Annotated in this window: 16 protein-coding genes; 9 read left to right on the forward strand and 7 right to left on the reverse strand. The window is 74.8% G+C overall.

Features of this window, described 5'->3' with window-relative positions; genetic code table 11:
• Positions 1–5: 5 nt before the first annotated feature.
• Positions 6–1961: a pyridoxal-dependent decarboxylase gene (locus FGE12_RS25255; RefSeq protein WP_153869162.1), complete on the reverse strand. Its 1956-nt coding sequence runs from the start codon at positions 1959–1961 to the stop codon at positions 6–8.
• Entirely contained in the window at positions 1958–2524 is a 567-nt protein-coding gene (locus FGE12_RS25260) for a hemerythrin domain-containing protein (protein WP_153869163.1), read from the reverse strand. The genes FGE12_RS25255 and FGE12_RS25260 overlap by 4 nt, the downstream gene beginning before the upstream one ends.
• 167 nt (positions 2525–2691) lie before the next feature.
• Between FGE12_RS25260 and FGE12_RS25265 the strand changes: the two genes are divergently transcribed.
• From FGE12_RS25265 to FGE12_RS25280, 4 genes are all read left to right on the forward strand, one after another.
• The gene (locus tag FGE12_RS25265; RefSeq protein WP_153869164.1) at positions 2692–3006 is read left to right on the forward strand and encodes a TraR/DksA C4-type zinc finger protein; all 315 of its coding nucleotides are present in this window, start codon (positions 2692–2694) and stop codon (positions 3004–3006) included.
• A 97-nt stretch (positions 3007–3103) separates the two neighbouring features.
• Positions 3104–4495: a sigma-54 dependent transcriptional regulator gene (locus tag FGE12_RS25270; RefSeq protein WP_153869165.1), complete on the forward strand. Its 1392-nt coding sequence runs from the start codon at positions 3104–3106 to the stop codon at positions 4493–4495.
• Positions 4496–4718: 223 nt separating this feature from the next.
• A complete protein-coding gene (locus FGE12_RS25275) occupies positions 4719–5048 on the forward strand; it encodes an HPF/RaiA family ribosome-associated protein (protein ID WP_153869166.1) in 330 nt (109 codons plus the stop codon).
• 32 nt (positions 5049–5080) lie between these two features.
• The gene (locus FGE12_RS25280) at positions 5081–5476 is read left to right on the forward strand and encodes a hypothetical protein (RefSeq protein ID WP_153869167.1); all 396 of its coding nucleotides are present in this window, start codon (positions 5081–5083) and stop codon (positions 5474–5476) included.
• A gap of 89 nt (positions 5477–5565) precedes the next feature.
• Here the strand turns inward: FGE12_RS25280 and FGE12_RS25285 are convergent, their stop codons facing one another.
• Positions 5566–6174: a hypothetical protein gene (locus tag FGE12_RS25285; RefSeq protein WP_153869168.1), complete on the reverse strand. Its 609-nt coding sequence runs from the start codon at positions 6172–6174 to the stop codon at positions 5566–5568.
• 454 nt (positions 6175–6628) lie between these two features.
• Here FGE12_RS25285 and FGE12_RS25290 point away from each other — a divergent pair, with 454 nt between their 5' ends.
• The gene (locus FGE12_RS25290; RefSeq protein ID WP_153869169.1) at positions 6629–8092 is read left to right on the forward strand and encodes a hypothetical protein; all 1464 of its coding nucleotides are present in this window, start codon (positions 6629–6631) and stop codon (positions 8090–8092) included.
• A gap of 18 nt (positions 8093–8110) precedes the next feature.
• Here the strand turns inward: FGE12_RS25290 and FGE12_RS25295 are convergent, their stop codons facing one another.
• Complete coding sequence (locus FGE12_RS25295) at positions 8111–8647, reverse strand: cytochrome c (RefSeq protein WP_194798260.1); 537 nt, start codon at positions 8645–8647, stop codon at positions 8111–8113.
• Between the two features lie 438 nt (positions 8648–9085).
• Between FGE12_RS25295 and FGE12_RS31060 the strand changes: the two genes are divergently transcribed.
• Positions 9086–9601: a DUF2378 family protein gene (locus tag FGE12_RS31060; RefSeq protein ID WP_194798261.1), complete on the forward strand. Its 516-nt coding sequence runs from the start codon at positions 9086–9088 to the stop codon at positions 9599–9601.
• Between the two features lie 4 nt (positions 9602–9605).
• Here FGE12_RS31060 and hemG read toward each other — a convergent pair whose 3' ends face one another.
• Positions 9606–10973 (reverse strand): protoporphyrinogen oxidase, encoded by a 1368-nt coding sequence (gene hemG / locus FGE12_RS25305; protein ID WP_153869171.1) that lies wholly within the window; start codon positions 10971–10973, stop codon positions 9606–9608.
• 75 nt (positions 10974–11048) lie between these two features.
• Between hemG and FGE12_RS25310 the strand changes: the two genes are divergently transcribed.
• A complete protein-coding gene (locus FGE12_RS25310; protein WP_153869172.1) occupies positions 11049–11771 on the forward strand; it encodes a 1-acyl-sn-glycerol-3-phosphate acyltransferase in 723 nt (240 codons plus the stop codon).
• Positions 11772–11853: 82 nt separating this feature from the next.
• The gene (locus FGE12_RS30800; protein ID WP_304503098.1) at positions 11854–13770 is read left to right on the forward strand and encodes an endonuclease/exonuclease/phosphatase family protein; all 1917 of its coding nucleotides are present in this window, start codon (positions 11854–11856) and stop codon (positions 13768–13770) included.
• Here the strand turns inward: FGE12_RS30800 and FGE12_RS25320 are convergent.
• A complete protein-coding gene (locus tag FGE12_RS25320) occupies positions 13767–15092 on the reverse strand; it encodes a hypothetical protein (protein WP_153869173.1) in 1326 nt (441 codons plus the stop codon). The genes FGE12_RS30800 and FGE12_RS25320 overlap by 4 nt on opposite strands.
• A 157-nt stretch (positions 15093–15249) precedes the next feature.
• Here FGE12_RS25320 and FGE12_RS25325 point away from each other — a divergent pair, with 157 nt between their 5' ends.
• Positions 15250–15918 (forward strand): lysostaphin resistance A-like protein, encoded by a 669-nt coding sequence (locus tag FGE12_RS25325; protein ID WP_370459145.1) that lies wholly within the window; start codon positions 15250–15252, stop codon positions 15916–15918.
• Here the strand turns inward: FGE12_RS25325 and FGE12_RS25330 are convergent.
• On the reverse strand, positions 15915–17348 hold the full coding sequence (locus tag FGE12_RS25330; protein WP_153869174.1) for a hypothetical protein: 1434 nt from the start codon (positions 17346–17348) through the stop codon (positions 15915–15917). The two genes, FGE12_RS25325 and FGE12_RS25330, sit on opposite strands and share 4 nt — an antisense overlap.
• Positions 17349–17547: the final 199 nt, after the last annotated feature.

Below are 17547 nucleotides of genomic sequence, written 5' to 3' on the forward strand. Positions count from 1 at the left end.
ACGGCTCAGCGCGCGGGCAGCTGCGCGTGCAGCGTGGCGCTGAGCGTCTGGGCGAAGGCCTGGATGAAGTCCACCCTGCCGCGGCGCTGCGCGAGGAAGGGGTCCATGATGGTGCAGCGCAGCACCGCGAGGCCGCCCGCGCGCTCGAAGTCCCGGGCGCCGAAGCCCAGCTCCAGGAGCAGCGGCTCCACCGCGCCGCCGTACTCCTCGGCCCGCAGCGTGGTGCGGGTGACGAAGAAGTCGAGCCGGCGCGCCGAGCGCCCGCCGCCCGCGCTCAGCGCGCCGTGCACGCGCGCCGTGAAGGCGTTCACGTCCTCGAGCGTGCGCAGCTGCGGGTGGGCGAGCGCGAAGCAGACGATGTTCAGGTCGCTCGCGGGCAGGGGCAGCACGCGGAAGGGCGCCCAGTCTCCCGTCGCGAGCCGCCGGTGCAGGGCGCGGGCACCGCGCGCGGTGTCGGTGACGAGCCGCCCGTAGCCCGAGGCGTCCAGCGGCAGCACCTGGTGGCTCATCCACACGGCGGCCGCCGCCGCGCCCGGCTTGCTGCCCTCCACGATGTAGCGCCCCAGGCCCGCGGCCTCGTCGCCCCTCGCGCCCGCGTCCACGCCGGCTGCGCCGTGGAAGACGTAGGGCGCCTCCACCGCGACGAGCTCGCGCACGCGCCGGTCGCGGAAGGAGACGGCGCCGGCGGGGTAGGGGATGAAGCCCAGCTTGTGCGGGTCGATGGTGACGGAGTCGGTCTGCTCGAGCGCGACGAGCGCGCGGTACACGCCCTCGTCCGGCCAGGCCTCCGGCGCGGCGTCCGCGAGCGCGTCCTCGTGCGAGCGCCTCGCCCCCTGCGCATCGCGGGTGATGGCGGCCGCGTAGCCGCCCCACGCCGCGTCCGCGTGCAGCGCGAAGGCGAGCCCGAGCTCGCGCCCCACGCGCTCGCGCAGCTGCGCCACGCGGTCCAGCCGGTCCACCGCGCCCTCCTCGGTGGTGCCCACCACGCTGACGCAGGCGAGCACCGGCTGCTGCCTTGCGGCGAGCCTCCCCAGCGTGTCCTCGAGCGCGTCCAGCGACATGCGGAAGTGCCCGTCCACCGGCACCTTCACCAGCTGGCCGCTCCCGATGCCCAGCACCCGGCACACCTTCTCCCACGAGTAGTGCGCGGTGGAGGGCACGAGCACGACGGCGGGCGGCAGCGCGTCGCGGAACTGCTGCGCGAGCCGGCTGCCGAACTCCTGGTAGCCCAGGCCCCCGAGCGAGTGGCGCTGCAGCAGCGCCGCCGCCCGCGCCCCGTCGCCCACCGCGGCGCGAAACGCGTCCGCCAGGTCCAGCGCGTGCGCGGGCGCCACGTTGAGCAGCTCCCACAGGGAGAGCGCCTGCAGGGGCGCGCGCTGCCCGCGGGCCCCCACCACCTGCAGCTGCGCGAGCCCCGCCTCCTCGGCGGCCCAGCGCAGCGCCACCGGCAGGTAGCGCACGTTGCGCGCCACCCACAGGGCCTCGAGGTTCGCCACGCTGCCGCCCGAGGTGAGGTGGCCCCACTGCCGCTCGGGCGCGTAGCCCACCATGTGCGCGAGCTGCGCGGCCACCTGCAGCTCCAGCCGGGTGGTGACGGGGCTGGCCTCGGCGCTCACGTTGTTGGGGTTGTAGAGCAGCGCGGCGAAGTAGCCCACGAGGCTCGCCAGGGTGAGGTCCGAGCACATGTGGCCCACGTAGCGCGGGCTGAAGAAGGGCACGCCCTCCTTGAGCGCGCCGAGCAGCCCCATCAGCTCGGTCTGCAGCCGCGCCATCGCGCCCTCGTACGCGGGCGCGCGCCGCTCGGACTCCTGCACGAGGAAGCCGTCCTCGGGGTGGAAGTTGCGCCGCCAGAAGACGTGGTCGCGCAGCGCCTCGAGCAGCAGGCGCTCCAGCACGTCCGCGTTCTCTCCCTTGGGGCCGAGGAACAGCGAGGCCAGGTCCAGCCCGCCGCCGCCGCTCACGCGCCACCGGCCGGGGCCAGGGCGCGCCGCGCCTTCATCTCCTCCACCATCGGCGCCTGCTCGGCGAGCGGCACCTGCGCATCCAGCGCGGGGAGGATGACGCGCTCCTCCAGCTCCAGGTGCGCGAGCAGCGCCTCCTCCAGCCGCACCGAGGCCGCGAGCAGCGTGCGCGCGCGCGCCGCGAGCTGCGCGGGCTCGTGCTGCAGGGCGTCCCAGGCGTCCAAGAGCGCAGGCAGCGCCGCGTCGATGTCGCGGTGCTCGCGCTCCATGCGCTCGAGCGCCTCGCGCACCTCGGGCCCCGCGTCGGCCGCCAGCAGCCGGGGCAGCACGGTGCCGTCCTCGTCCGCCACGTGCAGCGGCAGCGCGGTGGCGAAGTAGCGCTGCAGCTGGCGCGCGGCGTCCACCACCTCCGCGGGCTTCACGGCCGGGGCGGCGCCCGCCAGGCGCACCGCCATGGCGCAGAAGCGCCGGATGCGCTCGTGGCACTCGCGCAGGCGCGCCGCCACGGGGCCGCCGCCCGCGGCGGGAGAGGGGGAAGCGCCGAAGTGCAGGTTGATCAGCATGCGCCGCGGCCTTCGCAAGTGGCATGCCGCCCGGGCCCCTCCCGGGCAGCCCTGCCCCGAGGCGCAGCGCTTGCGCGGGCGCGGGCCGCGGCGCGCAGGGTTTGCGGCGGGGCTCCCCACGCACCGCCGCGCCCACCCGGGCACGCTTCGTGAAGAAGAGCGCGTCCATGAGCCCCTTCCGGAGCCCCCTCCGGGCCCACGACCCGATGACGAGCCAGGCGCGCCAGATGCTGCAGCGCCGCCGCGACACCCTGCGCCTGCTGCTGCTGCACGCGCCCGCGCCGGGCGCCCTGCCGGTGCGCCAGGAGCGCGAGGAGCTGGACGAGGTGGAGGCGGCGCTCGCGCGCATCGAGGCGGGGCGCTTCGGCACCTGCGAGCACTGTGGCGGGGCGGTGGGCCGCCAGCGCCTGCGCGCGGTGCCCGAGGCGCGCCACTGCCTCGGCTGCGCCGCCGAGCGCCGCGCCGCGCTCTCCGTGCCCTGAGCCCCCGCCCCGGGGGTGTGCGACCAGGCGTGCATTTCACCAACCCGGCGCCCACATGCGCCCGCGGCCGCGGCGCGTCCTTTGCTAATCAGGGGGCATGGCCAAAGAACGCATCCTGGTGGTGGACGACGAGGCGAACGCGCGGCGCGCCATCGCCACCATTCTCGCGGAGGAGGGCTACGAGGTGCAGGAGGCCGCGGACGGCCTCGAGGCGCTCGGCCGCCTGCCGGACTTCAGCCCCGCGGTGGTGCTCACGGACGTGCGCATGCCGCAGATGGACGGGCTCACCCTCATGCGCCGCGCGCGCGAGGCGGGCAGCGACGCCACCTTCGTGGTGATGACCGCGTTCGCCTCGGTGGAGGCCGCCGTGGAGGCGATGCGCGCGGGCGCCGAGACCTACCTCACCAAGCCCCTGGACATGGACGCGGTGCTCGTCGTGCTGGGCAAGGCGCTGGAGACGCGCCGGCTCAAGACCGAGACCGTGCAGCTGCGCGAGCGCGTGGCGGAGCGCTACCGGGTGGGCAACATCATCGGGGACGCGCCCGAGCTGCAGGGCGTCTACGCGCTCATCCGCCAGGCGGCCCCCACCAAGGCCACCGTGCTCATCCTCGGCGAGAGCGGCACCGGCAAGGAGCTCGTCGCCCAGGCGCTGCACGAGCTCAGCCCGCGCAAGGACAAGCCCTTCGTGAAGGTGCACTGCGCGGCCCTGAGCGAGGGGCTGCTGGAGAGCGAGCTGTTCGGCCACGAGCGCGGCGCCTTCACCGGCGCGGTGGCTCGCAAGGAGGGCCGCTTCGAGATGGCGGACGGCGGCACGCTGTTCCTGGACGAAATCGGAGAGATCTCCCCGGCCGTGCAGGTGAAGCTGCTGCGCGTGCTGCAGAACCGCGAGTTCGAGCGCGTGGGCGGCACGCAGACCCTCAAGGTGGACGTGCGCATCGTGGCCGCCACCCACCGCGACCTGCAGGCGGAGGTGAAGGCGGGGCGCTTCCGCGAGGACCTCTACTACCGGCTCAACGTGGTGGCGGTGACGCTGCCCCCGCTGCGCCGGCGCAAGGGGGACATCCCCGCGCTGGTGAGCCACTTCCTCGAGCGCTCCAACGCGGCGTACGGCAAGAGCCTCAAGGGGCTCGCCCCCGGCACCCTGCAGGCGCTGCTCAGCCACGACTGGCCGGGCAACATCCGCGAGCTGGAGAACGCGGTGGAGCGCGCCGTCGTGCTCGCGCAGGGCGAGGAGCTCACCGCGGACGACCTGCCGCCCGTGCTGCGCGGGCCGCGGCCCAGCGCCGAGAGCGGCGAGCGGCTCATCCCCGGCGCCACGCTCGCCGCCATCGAGCGCGAGGCCATCCTGCGCACGCTCGAGATGGTGCAGGGCTCCACCGCGCGCGCGGCCGAGGTCCTGGGCATCAGCGTGCGCAAGATCCAATACAAGCTCAAGGAGTACGCCGGGGGCGGAAGTAGCCCGGACCCCGAGGCGAGCGAGGCCTCATAAGCCGCACCGGTGGCGCAAGGGTTACGCGCTTCCCACCGGGTGCGAAACGCCTGCGTCACTCCCGCCCCTCCTGCGCCAGGTGGGCACCTGCCCACCCGCGCCCTTTCGCGGGGTTGCCCGCGCTGATCCGCTGGCCCTCGGGATGCATCTCTTCGGAGGTGCAACACCGGCCCCCGGGGCCGTCCGCGCCGCGGGGACCTCACACACAGGAGAGGGAAGCGCGATGAACCAGCCGCTGCAGATCACCTTCCGTGGGATGGCGCCGAGCGAGGCCGTGAGGGAGCGCATCGAGGAGTACGCAGAGAAGCTGGAGCAGTTCTGCGACCGCATCCTGACCTGCAGGGTGGTCGTGGAGGAGCCGCACCGCAGCCATCAGCAGGGCAACCACTTCCACGTGCGCGTGGCCATGGCGGTGCCCGGCCGCAACATCGTGGTGGACCGCGCGCCGGCGGACGACGCGCTCTTCGAGGACCCGTACGCCACCCTGCACGAGGCCTTCGACGCCGCCCGCCGCAAGCTGCAGGAGTACACCCGCACCGCGCGCCGTCACTAGCGCCGCGTGAAGTAGGCTAAGAGTGCGCTCCCATGAACGCACTCTTCGCCGCACACTCGGGCCTGCGCTTCCTCGTGCTGCTCGCGGGCCTCGTCGCCGCCGTGTTCTTCGCCGTGGGCCTCGCCCGCAAGCAGCCCGCCACCCGCACCGTGCGGGTGATGGGCGCGGTGTTCAGCGGGCTCCTGGACCTGCAGGTGCTGCTCGGGCTCATCCTGGTGGCCATGGGCCGCTACTACCCGGCGCTCATCGGCCACATCGTGATGATGCTGCTCGCGGTGGCGGTGGTGCACATCCTGCTGGTGAAGAACCGCAAGCGCCCGCAGCCCGGCTACGCGCTGCCCTTGGTGGCGGTGGTGCTGGGGCTCGCGCTCATTGCCGGCGGCATCCTCGCCATCCGGCCCAGCCTCTTCTTCATGACGCACCTGTAGGGCGCGCCGCAAACACGGCGGGCCCGCACCTCCCCGCTGAGAGGAGGCGGGGCCCGCCTGGACTGCGAAGCCTGCGCGAGGCGTGTGGCCTAGAAGTAGCCGCCGACGATGGTCTGCACGCCGAGGTCCACGCCGCTGCCGTCGCCGAGGAAGAAGTCGATCTTCGGCCCGGCGCCCACGAAGAAGTGGTTCACCGGGTGGAAGAGCACGGGCGCCTCCACGCCGAGCAGGAAGGACGTGGTCTTGGGCGAGTTGATGGCGGAGCTGCTCGAGTAGACGATGCCCGCCTTCGCGCGGGGCCAGAGGCTCAGCGTCTCGGCGACGGGCATGTTGTAGCCGAGCCGCAGCTGGCCGCCGATCTGGGTCTCGTCGTCGCCGTCACCGATGGTGGTGCCCAGGTTCACGCTCGCGCCCACCGAGACGTTGTCCTTGATGAAGTAGTCCAGGCCCGGCGCCACGTTGATGTAGAACTTGTCGTCCGTCGTGCGGTAGCCGAGCCGCGCGTCGAAGGCGCCGTCGATGACCAGCTGGTTCATGCGGCCGAAGTTGCCGGCGTCCGCCGACGACTTCACCTGCTGGACCTTCTCCGAGGTCTTCTCGGGTACCTGATTGATGGCCGGCTCGTCCGACTGCGCCGCAGCGACCGACGCCGTCCCCAGCACCAGGGCCGCAGCGGCCCACTGCATCTTGCGAAGCATAACGCGCTCTCCTTCGACTTCGGATTGACCAACGGGTTGTGAAAACCTGTGCACGCCGAGTCTGCGGTGCAGCCTCGATGCACTCTCCTTGCCTCATTTCGGGCCCGCACCCCTCGTGCACCCAGGGAGCAGGAAGGCGTGCACTTCTGTGCATCCCTCGTTTGCGAGGTTTTGCACCGCGTGAAGACGGCGCAAGCGGGTTGCACGGCGCAGGGAGGGGCGTGCGAGGACTGCCCTGCCGGACGGCGGCCGAGCACGAAGGTCCACGGACTCCAGCCCCTTCGGTGCAGGGTCGCTCTCGGGCGCACGCAGGGCAGGCAGGCGGCCCGGCCCCTGTGCCCCACATGGGGGCGATGGCCAAGCATGTCCCCTCGGCAGTGGGTCGTGGTCGGCGACGAGGGGTGGGGCCGTGGGCGCAGAGGCAAAGAGGCGGGGGACGCAGCGCGCGAGCCGGATGGCGGCGCTGCTGGTGGTGGGGCTGACGGCGCTCGCGGCCGCGGGCTGCGGCGACTCGGGGGAGGGCGGTGGCGGCGGCGCGCCCCAGCCCGCGCCCGGGCTCGACGGCGGCCTGCCGGACGCGGGGGCGCCGGACGCGGGCGCTCCGGATGCGGGCGCACCGGACGCCGGGGCGCCGGATGCGGGCGCTCCGGACGCGGGGCCTGCGAAGGTGGAGACGGGCGCGACCTTCGAGCGCCACCCCTTCTCGCAGGACGTGCTCGAGGTGGGTACGGACGCGGCCGGCCGCACGCACGTGCTCGTGCGCTACACCGGCACGCCCGACTTCCAGGGGCGCACGCTGCCCAACGACGGCACGGGCAGCCTGCAGCACGCGGTGGTGCTGCTGGATGCGCAGCTGCAGGCGACCGCGGTGCACGCGCTGCCCTCGGGCGGCAGCCGCGAGAGCGGAGACGAGGGGCCGCGCGGGCCCGAGTACCACCTGGCCGTGCTGCCCGACGGCAGCGAGGCGCTGGGCGGCACCTTCCGCGATCCGCTGGTGACGCCCGTGGGCACGCTCACCGGCCGCCCCTTCCCGGACTCCAACGGCTTCGTCGCGCTGCTCTCGCCGGAGGGCACGTGGCGCTTCGCCCGCGCGCTCACCGCGGAGCGCTCGCTCGCGGTGCGCGACGTGGCCGCGTCCGCGACCTCCATCGCGCTCGCCGGCTCCTTCAGCGGTGCGAGCTCCGAGCTGGGCCTGGACGCGCCGCCCGCGGGCGTGGAGGCGCAGGGCCTGCTCTTGCGCGTGGACCTGGAGGGCGCGACGCGCACGGTGCACGCCTTCACGGGCAGCGTGCGCGGCTTCGGCTCGGGCGTGGCGCTGGGGCCCGCGGACGACAGCTTCGTCGCCGGGCACACGGTGGTCACCGCGTCCGACGGCAGCCCCATGGTCACGCCCTACCTCGCGCGGGTGAACGCGAACGGCGGCGTGGTGTGGGAGAAGCGCTTCGGCGAGTTCAGCGGGCAGCTGGACCGCATCGCGGTGGGGCCGGACGGCACGGTCGCGAGCGTGGGCCGCTTCAACACCGAGCGCGAGGTGCGCTGGGGCCGCTCGCTGCTCGCCACCGCGGCCGCGCGCACGGTGCTGCTGGTGGCGGCGTACGACGGCCCCGCGCAGTGGGGGCAGGAGCTGGGGCGCAGCATGCTGGGGGCGAACGTGGCGGTGGACGCGCGCGGGCTCGTCACCGTGGCGGGACGCGCGAGCGGCGTGCAGGACCTGGGCGGCGGCGCGCTGGGCACGGCCGGTGCGCCCAGCCTCTTCGTCGCGAGGCTCTCCGGCACGGGCGCGCACCAGTGGTCCATCGCGCTGCCGATCGAAGAGGTGAACCCGCCCTTCCCGGTGGACGTGGCGGTGCGCGCGGACGGGCAGGGGCGGGTGGCCGAGGGCGACGCGCTCTTCAGCTTCACGCCCACGCGGCCCTGAGCGCGGCGCTGCGCGCGCCTACTTCTTCGCGAGCGAGCGAACGTAGGCGCGCAGGGCCGCGAGCTCGGGCCGCCCGCGCAGGTCCGGGCTGGGCGGCATCAGCACGCTCTTGCCCACGGCGAGGCCGCCGCCGGTGATGACGCGCTCCAGGTGCTCGTCCGTCACCGTGCGCTGCCAGGCGGCGTCCTGCAGGTTGCGCGGCGCCGGCTCCAGCCCGCGCGCGGCCGGGCCGTCGCCCGCGCCCTGCGGGCCGTGACAGGTGGCGCAGCGGCTCTCGTACGTGGCGCGCGCCGCCTCGCGCTGCTCGGCGGTGAGCTGCACCGGGGCAGGGGCCGGCGCGGCGCTCGTGGGGGACGCAGCGCTCGACGGCGGTGGGTTGGACGGAGGCGCGCTGGGCGCAGGCGCGCTGGCCGGCGACGCGACGGCCTCCGGAGGCGGCGCACTGGACGGCGCTGCGGCGGGCGGCGGGGGCTGCGGCGCAGGAGCGCGCTCCTCACAACCGGTGGCGGCCACGGCGAGGAGGAGGGGCAGAAGGCGGAAGGGACGGCAGCGCATGGGACGACCTTCTAGCGCGGGCCTCCGGGCGTCCCCAGCGCGTTGTGCCACCCGCGCACGGAGCGGTGGCTGGACGGCACTGCGCGTCGACCACGAGCGAGGGCCGACGGTGCAGGCACGCACGCCGCGTGCAGGAGAGCCGCCAGGCGCCAGCATGTCGTCCTGGCGGCCGGGCGAGCTCGCGCGCACCCCACACCTGCGCCCTGCGCCGAGCGACTGAGGGCTCGGCGCGCGAGCCGCAGCCCGCGGAGCTGCGCTCACGCAGCGTGCGTCGCCACAGCGCGGCATGAGGTCCGGGGTGCGCCCCGACCCAACTTCCGGCGCTCGGCGAGCGGACGCTACAGTTCGCGGGCCCGCGCAGCTGCAGCACCCCTCCCAGGACACCTCCCCGTGCCCCACTCCCCGCCGTCTCCGCTCCCTGCCGCAGCGGAGCCCCTCGTGCAGTCCCTGCTCTTCGAGTCGCTCTTCGTGCGCGGCCTGGAGGTGGACGCGGCGCTCGCCGCGGACCTGCGCGCCGCGGGCTTCGACGCCCAGCACGTGCAGGTGCGCTACCCCGCGCAGGTCTTCACCCGCTGCGTGGCCGTGGCGCAGCGGCGCCTCTACCCCGGGCTGAGCGAGGAGGCGGCCCAGCGCGAGCTGGGACACGCCTTCGTGCGCGGCTTCCTCAAGACGCTGGTGGGCCGGGTCATCGGCGCGATGCTGCCCCTGATGGGCCCGCAGCGGCTGCTGGGCCGCATGCCCGAGTACATGCGGCTGGGAGATGCGCCGCTGAGCGTGAAGCTGCGCGAGCTGGGCCCGCACGACTACGCGCTGGACTACACGCACGAGACCCAGGCGCTGCCCCACCTGCTGGCGGGCATCGTCGAGGAGGCGCTGGCCCTCACGCGCACCGTGGCCCAGGTGGAGACGCAGGTGCACGACGCGAAGCGCTTCACGCTGCGCGCGCGCTGGTAGCGCCTCAGGCCTCCTGCGCGAGCGCGCGCGCGAGCACCGCGGCCTCGCGCACGCAGTCCGCGAGCCCCACGCCGCGCACCGCGTTGCCGCTCACGCGCAGCCCCGGCCAGCGCGCGAGCGCCCCTTCCAGCCGCGCCACCCGCGCGAGGTGCCCCACGTTGTACTGGGGGATGGCGCGCGGCCAGCGCACCACTTGCTGAAGCGCGGGCGCGGCCGTGATGCCCGCGAGCCGCTGCAGCTCCTCGCGCGCGAGCCCCACCAGCGCCTCCTCCGGCAGCTGCGCCACCTGCGGATGTCCCACTCCGCCCAGCAGGCACGTGAGCAGCACCTGCCCCGCGGGCGCGCGGAAGGGGAACACCGTGGAGACGTGGATGCAGCCGAGCAGCGGCCGGCCCTCCTCGGGCGGCACGAGGAAGCCGAAGCCCTCGGGCTGCGCGAGCGCGCCGGGCGCGAAGCCCAGGTGCACCACGCCCACCGGCGCGTAGGGGATGGCCTCGAGCGGCTCGGCGAGCGCCGCGTCCAGCGGGCGCAGCAGCGCGGCGGCCGCGGGCGCGGGCACGCACAGCACCACGCGCTCGGCCTGCACCACCTCACCGTCCGCGAGCTGCACGCGCCAGCCGCCTCCCTCGCGCGCGAGCGACTCCACCCGCGCGCCGAGGCGAACGCACGGAGCGAGCACGGCCGCGAGCGCGTCCACCAGCGTCTGCAGCCCGCCCTCGAAGGTGCACATCGCGCCGCTCAGCGGGGTGGTGCCGGCGCCGCCGGGCAGCGCGCGCTGCAGGCGGCGCGTGCGCAGCGCGCCCAGCACCAGGCTGCGGTGCTCGCGGTCCAGCGCCGCCATCTTGGGGAACACCGCCGCGACGCTGAGCGCCTCGAGGTCCCCGGCGAAGATGCCCGCCTGCATGCCGCCCAGCAGCACCCGGGTGGCGGTGCGCCCGAGGTGGCGGCGGCCGAAGTCGCCGAGCGACTCGTCCTGCTCCGGGCCGCCCTTCGCGCGGCGGGTGAAGGGCTCGCCCAGCACGCGCAGCCGGGCCCCGAGGGGCAGCACGTCCGAGGTGAGGAAGGCGGGCGGGCTCGCGGGCAGGGCGCGCAGCCGGCCGCGCGTGTAGAGGAAGCGCGCGCGGGCGGCCGGCGAGGCGGTGCGCAGGCGGGCGCCCAGCCCCAGAGCGTCGATGAGCTCGCGCAGCGCGGGCTCCTTGTCGAGGAAGCTGTTGGGGCCGTCCTCGGTGAGGAAGCCCTCGTGGGCGCGGGTGCGGATGTTGCCGCCCAGCCGCTCGCCCGCCTCGAGCACCTGCACCTGCGCGCCCGCCGCCCGCAGGCCGTGCGCGAGCGCGAGCCCGCTGATGCCGCCGCCGATGATGACCACCCGCATGGGGCCGTCCTCTACCACCGAAAGGACCCTTTGCTGACGCCTCCATGACGAATCCGAGGCACCCTGCCGCCCACGATGCGAAAGCTGCTGCTGCCGCTGAGCTACACCGTGTGCCTCATCGCCTTCATCCTCTGGCTGCCCGCGATGGCGCTGGTGCGGCTGGTGACGGCCCCCTTCGACCCCGGGCGCCTCGCGGTGGGACGGCTCTTCCGGCTGTGGGCGGTGCTGGTGGTGCGGGTGTGCACGGTGTGGCGCGCGCGGGTGGAGGGCACGCTGCCGCCGGGTGCCTGCGTGGTGGTGGCGAACCACGAGTCCTTCGGGGACGTGCTGCTGCTCTCGGTGCTGCCGCGCGAGATGAAGTGGATGGCGAAGGAGTCGCTGTTCAAGCTGCCCTGGGTGGGCTGGATGCTGCGGCTCGCGGGGGACATCTCGGTGCGGCGCGGCGACCGCGAGGCGGGGGCGCGCGCGCTGCAGGAGGCGCGCGTCTGGCTGCAGCGCGGGGTGCCGGTGATGGTGTTCCCGGAGGGCACGCGCAGCCGCACCTCGGAGCTGCTGCCCTTCAAGCCGGGCGCCTTCCAGCTCGCCATCGAGCTGGGGCTGCCGGTGGTGCCGGTGGCGCTGGCGGGCACCCTGGAGGGCATGCCCCAGGGCGGCATCTGGGTGCGTGCGGCGAGGCCGCGCGCGCGGGTGCTCGCGGCGCTCACGACGCAGGGGCTGCGCGCGGAGGACGCCCCCGCGCTCGCCGCCGAGGCCCGCGAGCGCATCGCCGCCGCGCGCGCCCAGCTGCAGGCGCAGTGAGCGCGCCCGCTTCACTCCGAGTCACGCTGCGGCCCCGCCCGGTTGGGTGACGCCGCCCACTGCCTGTATGGTCCCGCCCCCCATGGCCTCCCGCACCCGTCTGCTTCCACTGCTGCTGCTCGCCCTCGCCGCCTGCTCCAACCCGGAGGACCCGGTCGAGCAGCCCCCGGTGGACGAGGTCCCCGCCCCGCCGGAGACGCGGGTGCTGGGCTCTCCGCAGGGCACGGTGGCGCGCGGCGATGCGCGCCTGCTCTTCGACTCGGTGCCGAGCGGCGCGAGCTTCGAGTGCAGCCTGGACGGCGCGCAATTCACGGCGTGCAGCTCGCCGCAGGACTACGCAGGGCTCTCCGACGGCGCCCACACCTTCGCGGTGCGCGCGCGCGACGCGGCGCTCGGCGTGGACGAGAGCCCTGCCACGGCCACGTGGAGCGTCGACACGCAGCCGCCGGACACGCAGCTGGTGTCGGGGCCCACGGGCACGGTGGCCAGCGGCGACGCGAGCTTCTCCTTCACCGCCACCGAGCCCGGCTCCTTCGAGTGCAGCCTGGACGGCGCCGCGTTCGGCGCGTGCACCTCGCCGCAGGCGTACACGGGGCTGGCGCCGGGGGCGCACACCTTCGTGGTGCGCGCGCGAGACGCGCTGCAGAACGCCGACCCGAGCCCCGCCACCGCGAGCTGGACGGTGAGCGCTCCCTCCTCGCCCGCGCGCATCACCGCGGGGCCCAGCGGCGTCACCTCCTCCACGCAGGCCCACTTCACCTTCGACGCGAGCGGCGAGGCGGGCACCTTCGAGTGCGCCCTGGACGACGCGGCCTTCGCGGCGTGCACCTCGCCGGTGGACCTCGCGGCGCTCGCGGACGGCGTGCGCCGCTTCCAGGTGCGCTTCGTGGCCGCCTCGGGCGCCGAGCCGAGCGCGCCGGCCTCGCGGAGCTGGACGGTGGACACGCAGCCGCCCGAGACGAGCATCACCGCGGGCCCCGCCGAGGGCAGCACCCAGAGCAGCGGCACGGTGCGCTTCAGCTTCGAGTCCAGCGAGCCGGGCACCTTCGAGTGCGCGCTGGGCGCGGGCGCCTTCGTCTCGTGCACCTCGCCGCAGCAGTACTCGGACCTCGCGAGCGGCTCCTACACCTTCCGCGTCCGCGCGCGCGATGCGGCGCTCAACGTGGACCTGACCCCCGCCACGCGCAGCTGGAGCGTGAGCGTGCCCGCGTTCGCGTCGCTGCGCCTGATGGCCGCGAACATCACCAGCGGCAACCTGCAGAGCTACGACCCCGGCGAGGGCATCCGCATCTTCCAGGGCGTGAAGCCGGACGTGGTGATGATCCAGGAGTTCAACTACGGGGACAACTCGGCCACCGCCATCCGCGGCTTCGTGGATACCGCCTTCGGCACCGGCTTCTCGTACTTCCGCGAGGCGGGCGCGCAGATCCCCAACGGCGTCATCAGCCGCTGGCCCATCCTCGCCTCGGGCGAGTGGGACGACACCGCCGTCACCAACCGTGACTTCGCCTGGGCGCGCATCGACGTGCCAGGCCCCAAGGACCTCTGGGTGGTGAGCGTGCACCTGCTCACGTCGAGCAGCGGCGTGCGCAACGGCGAGGCGCAGCAGCTCGCGGCCCTCATCGACGCGAACGTGCCTGCCGGCGACTTCCTCGTCATCGGCGGCGACTTCAACACCGACTCGCGCTCGGAGGCCTGCCTCTCCACGCTCTCGTCGCTGGTGGTGACCGCCGCGCCCTATCCGGAAGACCGCGACCACAACGTGAACACCAACGCGGGTCGCACCAAGCCCTACGATCACGTGCTGGTGGACGGGGACCTCAAGGCCTACCAGACGGCGACCATCATCGGCTCGAGCACCTTCTCGAGCGGCCTCGTCGCCGACACGCGCGTGTACTCGCCCATCAGTGAGATCTCCCCCGCGCTGGCGAGCGACAGCGGCGCCACCAACATGCAGCACATGGGCGTGGTGAAGGACTTCCGGATTCCGACGAACTAGCGCAGGTCCGCGGGCAGCAGCGGCGCGGAGAGCAGCTCGCCGAACACCTGCCAACGCCGCTCGGGGGCCTGCGCCGTGCCGCCCTGGCGCTCCACCCACGCGGCCACCAGGTCGCGGCCGAGGTTGTAGTTGATGATGTAGCTGCGCAGAGACTCGATGCTGGTGAGCAGCTTCGCCGCGCGCTCGGGAGACGCGAGCCGGTAGCGCACCAGGTAGTCCTGCGCCTCGGCCCGCGTCATCCGCCCGTCGAGCAGGCCGCGCGCGGCCTCGTTCTCCGCGTAGCCCAGCTTGCTCAGCAGTGCCTCCACCCGCACGTAGGCCGCGGCCTTCGACGGGTCCAGCCCGGCGAGCGGGAAGAGCACGTCGCGCAGGTACGCCTCCTTGTCCGGGAAGGCCACGTCGATGCCGTAGTTCGCGCTGCCCTCGGCGATGAGCGACTGCGGGCAGTAGAGCGGGTACACCGAGAACTCCACCCAGCCGCGCTCGCGCAGCAGGTGCTGCTCGAGCAGCACGTTGTACACGTGGTGACCCGGGTAGCTCTCGTGCGCGGCCACGTCCAGCACGCGCGAGGCGAAGATGGGCAGGTCGGTGTTCACCTGCACGAGGCTCTTCGCGTTGCCCTGGTACCAGTTGTAGCCGCCCCAGCTCTTGCCCTGCACCAGCTCCAGGCGCACCGCCTCGCCCTCGGGCAGCTCCAGGTGCGCGCGCGTGCGGCGGCGCGCCTCGTCGATGGCCGCCTGGAACACCTGCTCCAGCTTGTCCTTCGGCACCACGAAGCCCTGCCGGAAGCGCTCGATGCGCACCGGGAGCGCGCCCTCGCCAGGCAGCAGCTGCTCCAGCTCGGCGTGCACGCGCAGGAACTCCGACTCCGGGTGCGCCGGGGCGCGCGCGCCGTAGAGCGCCTCGCTCTCCGCGTCGAAGGAGAGGTGCTCTCCCTGCAGCAGCCGCACCCGCGCCTCGATGGAGCGCACCTGCCCGAGGAGGAAGCGGCGGCGTTGGGCCACGAGCGGCTCGGTGGGCGGCGGCACCGCCTCCAGCACCTGCACGAGCTCGCGGGCGCGCTGCCCGAGCACCTCCAGCGGCACCTTCGCTGCCTTGGCCTCCTCGGCCCACGCCTTGGGCCCGTAGTACGCGTCCACGTAGTTCGCGTCGTGCTCGCCCACCGCGAGCACCAGCTTCACGTAGCGCTCGGCGCAGGTGTCCAGCGCGGAGGGCTCCGCCTTCGCGGTCGCGGCCTGCGCAGGTGCGGCCTCGCGGTGGGCGCACGCGGCGAGCAGCAGCAGAGGCGGGAGCAGCAGGGCAGGGCGGAGGGAAGCGCGCATGCGGCCCACGCTCGCGTGCCGCAGTGCCCGGGCGCAAGGCTGCGCGCGCACGAGCTCCCTCGCGCGGACGCTCTGGGCGCAGGGGCACGGCTTCGCCCAGCACCCTCACCCGGCCGACTTCTCGATGGCCGGCGTCCCGGGCCCTAGAGTGGCGCGCGTGACCCGACCCGTGCCGCTGCGCCCCGTGCTGCTCTACCTCGCGTGGGCCTACACCGCGTGGTCGCTGCGGGTGCTGCTGCTCGGCCCCTGGGAGCGCGCACACTTCAGCGGCGGCGCGATGGAGCTCTACTACCACCTGCTGCGCGAGGCGGTGTGGCTGCTGCCCATCCCGCTCGTGCTGCGCGCCTGGGGCGAGCGCGGCTGGGCGCGCGCGCTCGCGCTGGCGCCGCTGCCTCCCGTGCGCCGCCTCCTCGAGGGGCTCGCCTGGGCCGCGCTGTACCTGCTGCTCACCGACCTGCTGCAGCGCGCGCTCGCGGGACCGCCGAGCAGCCCGGACGCGCTCGCGCAGCTGGGGGTGGGCGGCGCGCTGCTCACGCTGCTGAGCGCGGCCGAGGAGGAGCTCGTCTTCCGCGGCTTCCTGCGCTTCGCCTTCGAGCAGCGCACCGGCCCCGTGCGCGCGGCGCTGCTCACCTCGCTGCTCTTCGCGCTCATCCACGTGCCGGGGCTGTGGCTGCAGCTGGGCGCCTCGCCCGCCATCGCGGTGCTGCTGGGGGCGCTCTTCGTGCTGGGGCTCGCGCTCTCGCTGGTGACGCGCCGCTCCGGCTCGCTGTGGCCCGCGGTGCTGCTGCACGCGCTCAACAACCTCTTCGCCGCGCTCTACGGCTAGAGGAAGCTCGCGAGCGGCAGCCCCACCGAGACGCCGTAGGTGCGCAGCGAGATGCGCCCACCGGGAGCGAGCGGCTCGCGCACCGAGATGTAGTTGAGCTCCACGAAGGTGCTGCCCACGCCCCAGCGCAGCCAGGCGTTGTAGTAGCTGCGCCCGCCGATGCCGGGGTACACCAGCGCCCCGCTCAGCAGCCGCCCGCCGCGCCGCAGCGCATCCACCCACGCCACCTCGGCGCCCTGCGGCAGGGCGAAGCGGCGCAGCGCCCCGTCCGCGTCGCGGAACACCGAGAGGTGGCCGCCCAGGAACACCGCCACGGCGAGCCGCCGGTCGAAGAGGGTGAAGCTCTCCGTGCGCAGGTACAGCCCGATGTCTCCGAAGGGGCGGCTGCTCGGGGTCACCGCCGCGAAGCTCACCACGCGCGCGCTGCGCGAGAGCGCGTAGGAGGCGTAGAGCGTGAGCACCGGCACGGGCACGTCCAGCAGCACTCCGGGCGCGCTGTAGTGGTAGAGGTACGGGCCCACGCCCAGCCCCAGGCTGGCGAGCCGCGGGTGCTCCGGCGCACGGTAATCCAGTTGCAACTGCTGGCCCTGCGCCTCGAGCGTCACGCTGCCGGTGCCCGGCGGGAGCCGCAGCGTCCACACCGGCGCCTCGCCCGCCGGCACCTCCACGCCGCCCACCTCCAGCACCGAGCCCACGTTGTCCCAGAGCAGCGTGAGCTCCAGGCTGCTGGTGCGCTCGCCCCGGCCCTCCAGCGCCACCAGCCGGCAGCCCACCGACACCCAGCTGTCCGCACGCAGCGGCCGCGCCCCCTGCCGGGCCATCGCCGGAGGCTGCTCGCTCGGGGACAGGTCGCCCGTCGCCGCCGCCTCCGGTGAGGCGGCGCTCACCTCCGCCTGCAGCCCGCGCAGCTGCAATTCGAAGGGCGAGCAGCTCGCGTCCACGGCGAGCCGCTCCTCGCCCAGGTGCGCGTCCGGCCGCAGCCGCAGCTCGAGCTGGCCGTGCAGCGTCTCGCCGCCGCGCCGCAGGTTGAGCGCGATGGCGTTCTGGGCGCCGGAGACGAGCGCCACCGGGATCGCCCCCTGCAGCCCGCCGCGCTGCTGCACCAGCGGGTGCAGCGCGCCGGCGTACAGCAGCGCGCCGCCGCTCGCGCCCTCCACCTGCACCAGCAGCCGGCCGCGCGGCACCACCAGCACCTCCGCGCTGCGCAGCCACTGCAGCCGCCCCGGCTCCAGCGCCACGCGCACGCCGGGCAGGGGCTCGCCCACCCAGCGCACCTCGTAGTCCTCCGGCGCGAGCGCGAAGGGGGCGCGCGCGCCGGGGACGTTGCCGTCCACCACGTCGCGCAGGGGCGCGGCGAGCGCCGCGGGGGCAGCGCTCAGCAGCAACAGCAGGAGGCTCGGGAGCAGCACGGACGGACGGCAGCGGGGCATGGGAGCGGCGTCCACCTTAGCGGCTCCGGATGCCGCGTGCCTCCGGGGGGCCCCCATCGCTCAAGGCCCGCGGACCCGTGCGTGCTGCACCGCCCCTCCTGCAGGGCGTACACGCGAGCGAGCGCTCGCACGGGCGCGGCTCCGGGCGGCCCGCGGGACGTGCCGGCACTTGCCCGCCGCGCCGCCGATCGCCACCACG

The organism is Aggregicoccus sp. 17bor-14, from assembly GCF_009659535.1.
GTDB lineage: Bacteria > Myxococcota > Myxococcia > Myxococcales > Myxococcaceae > Aggregicoccus.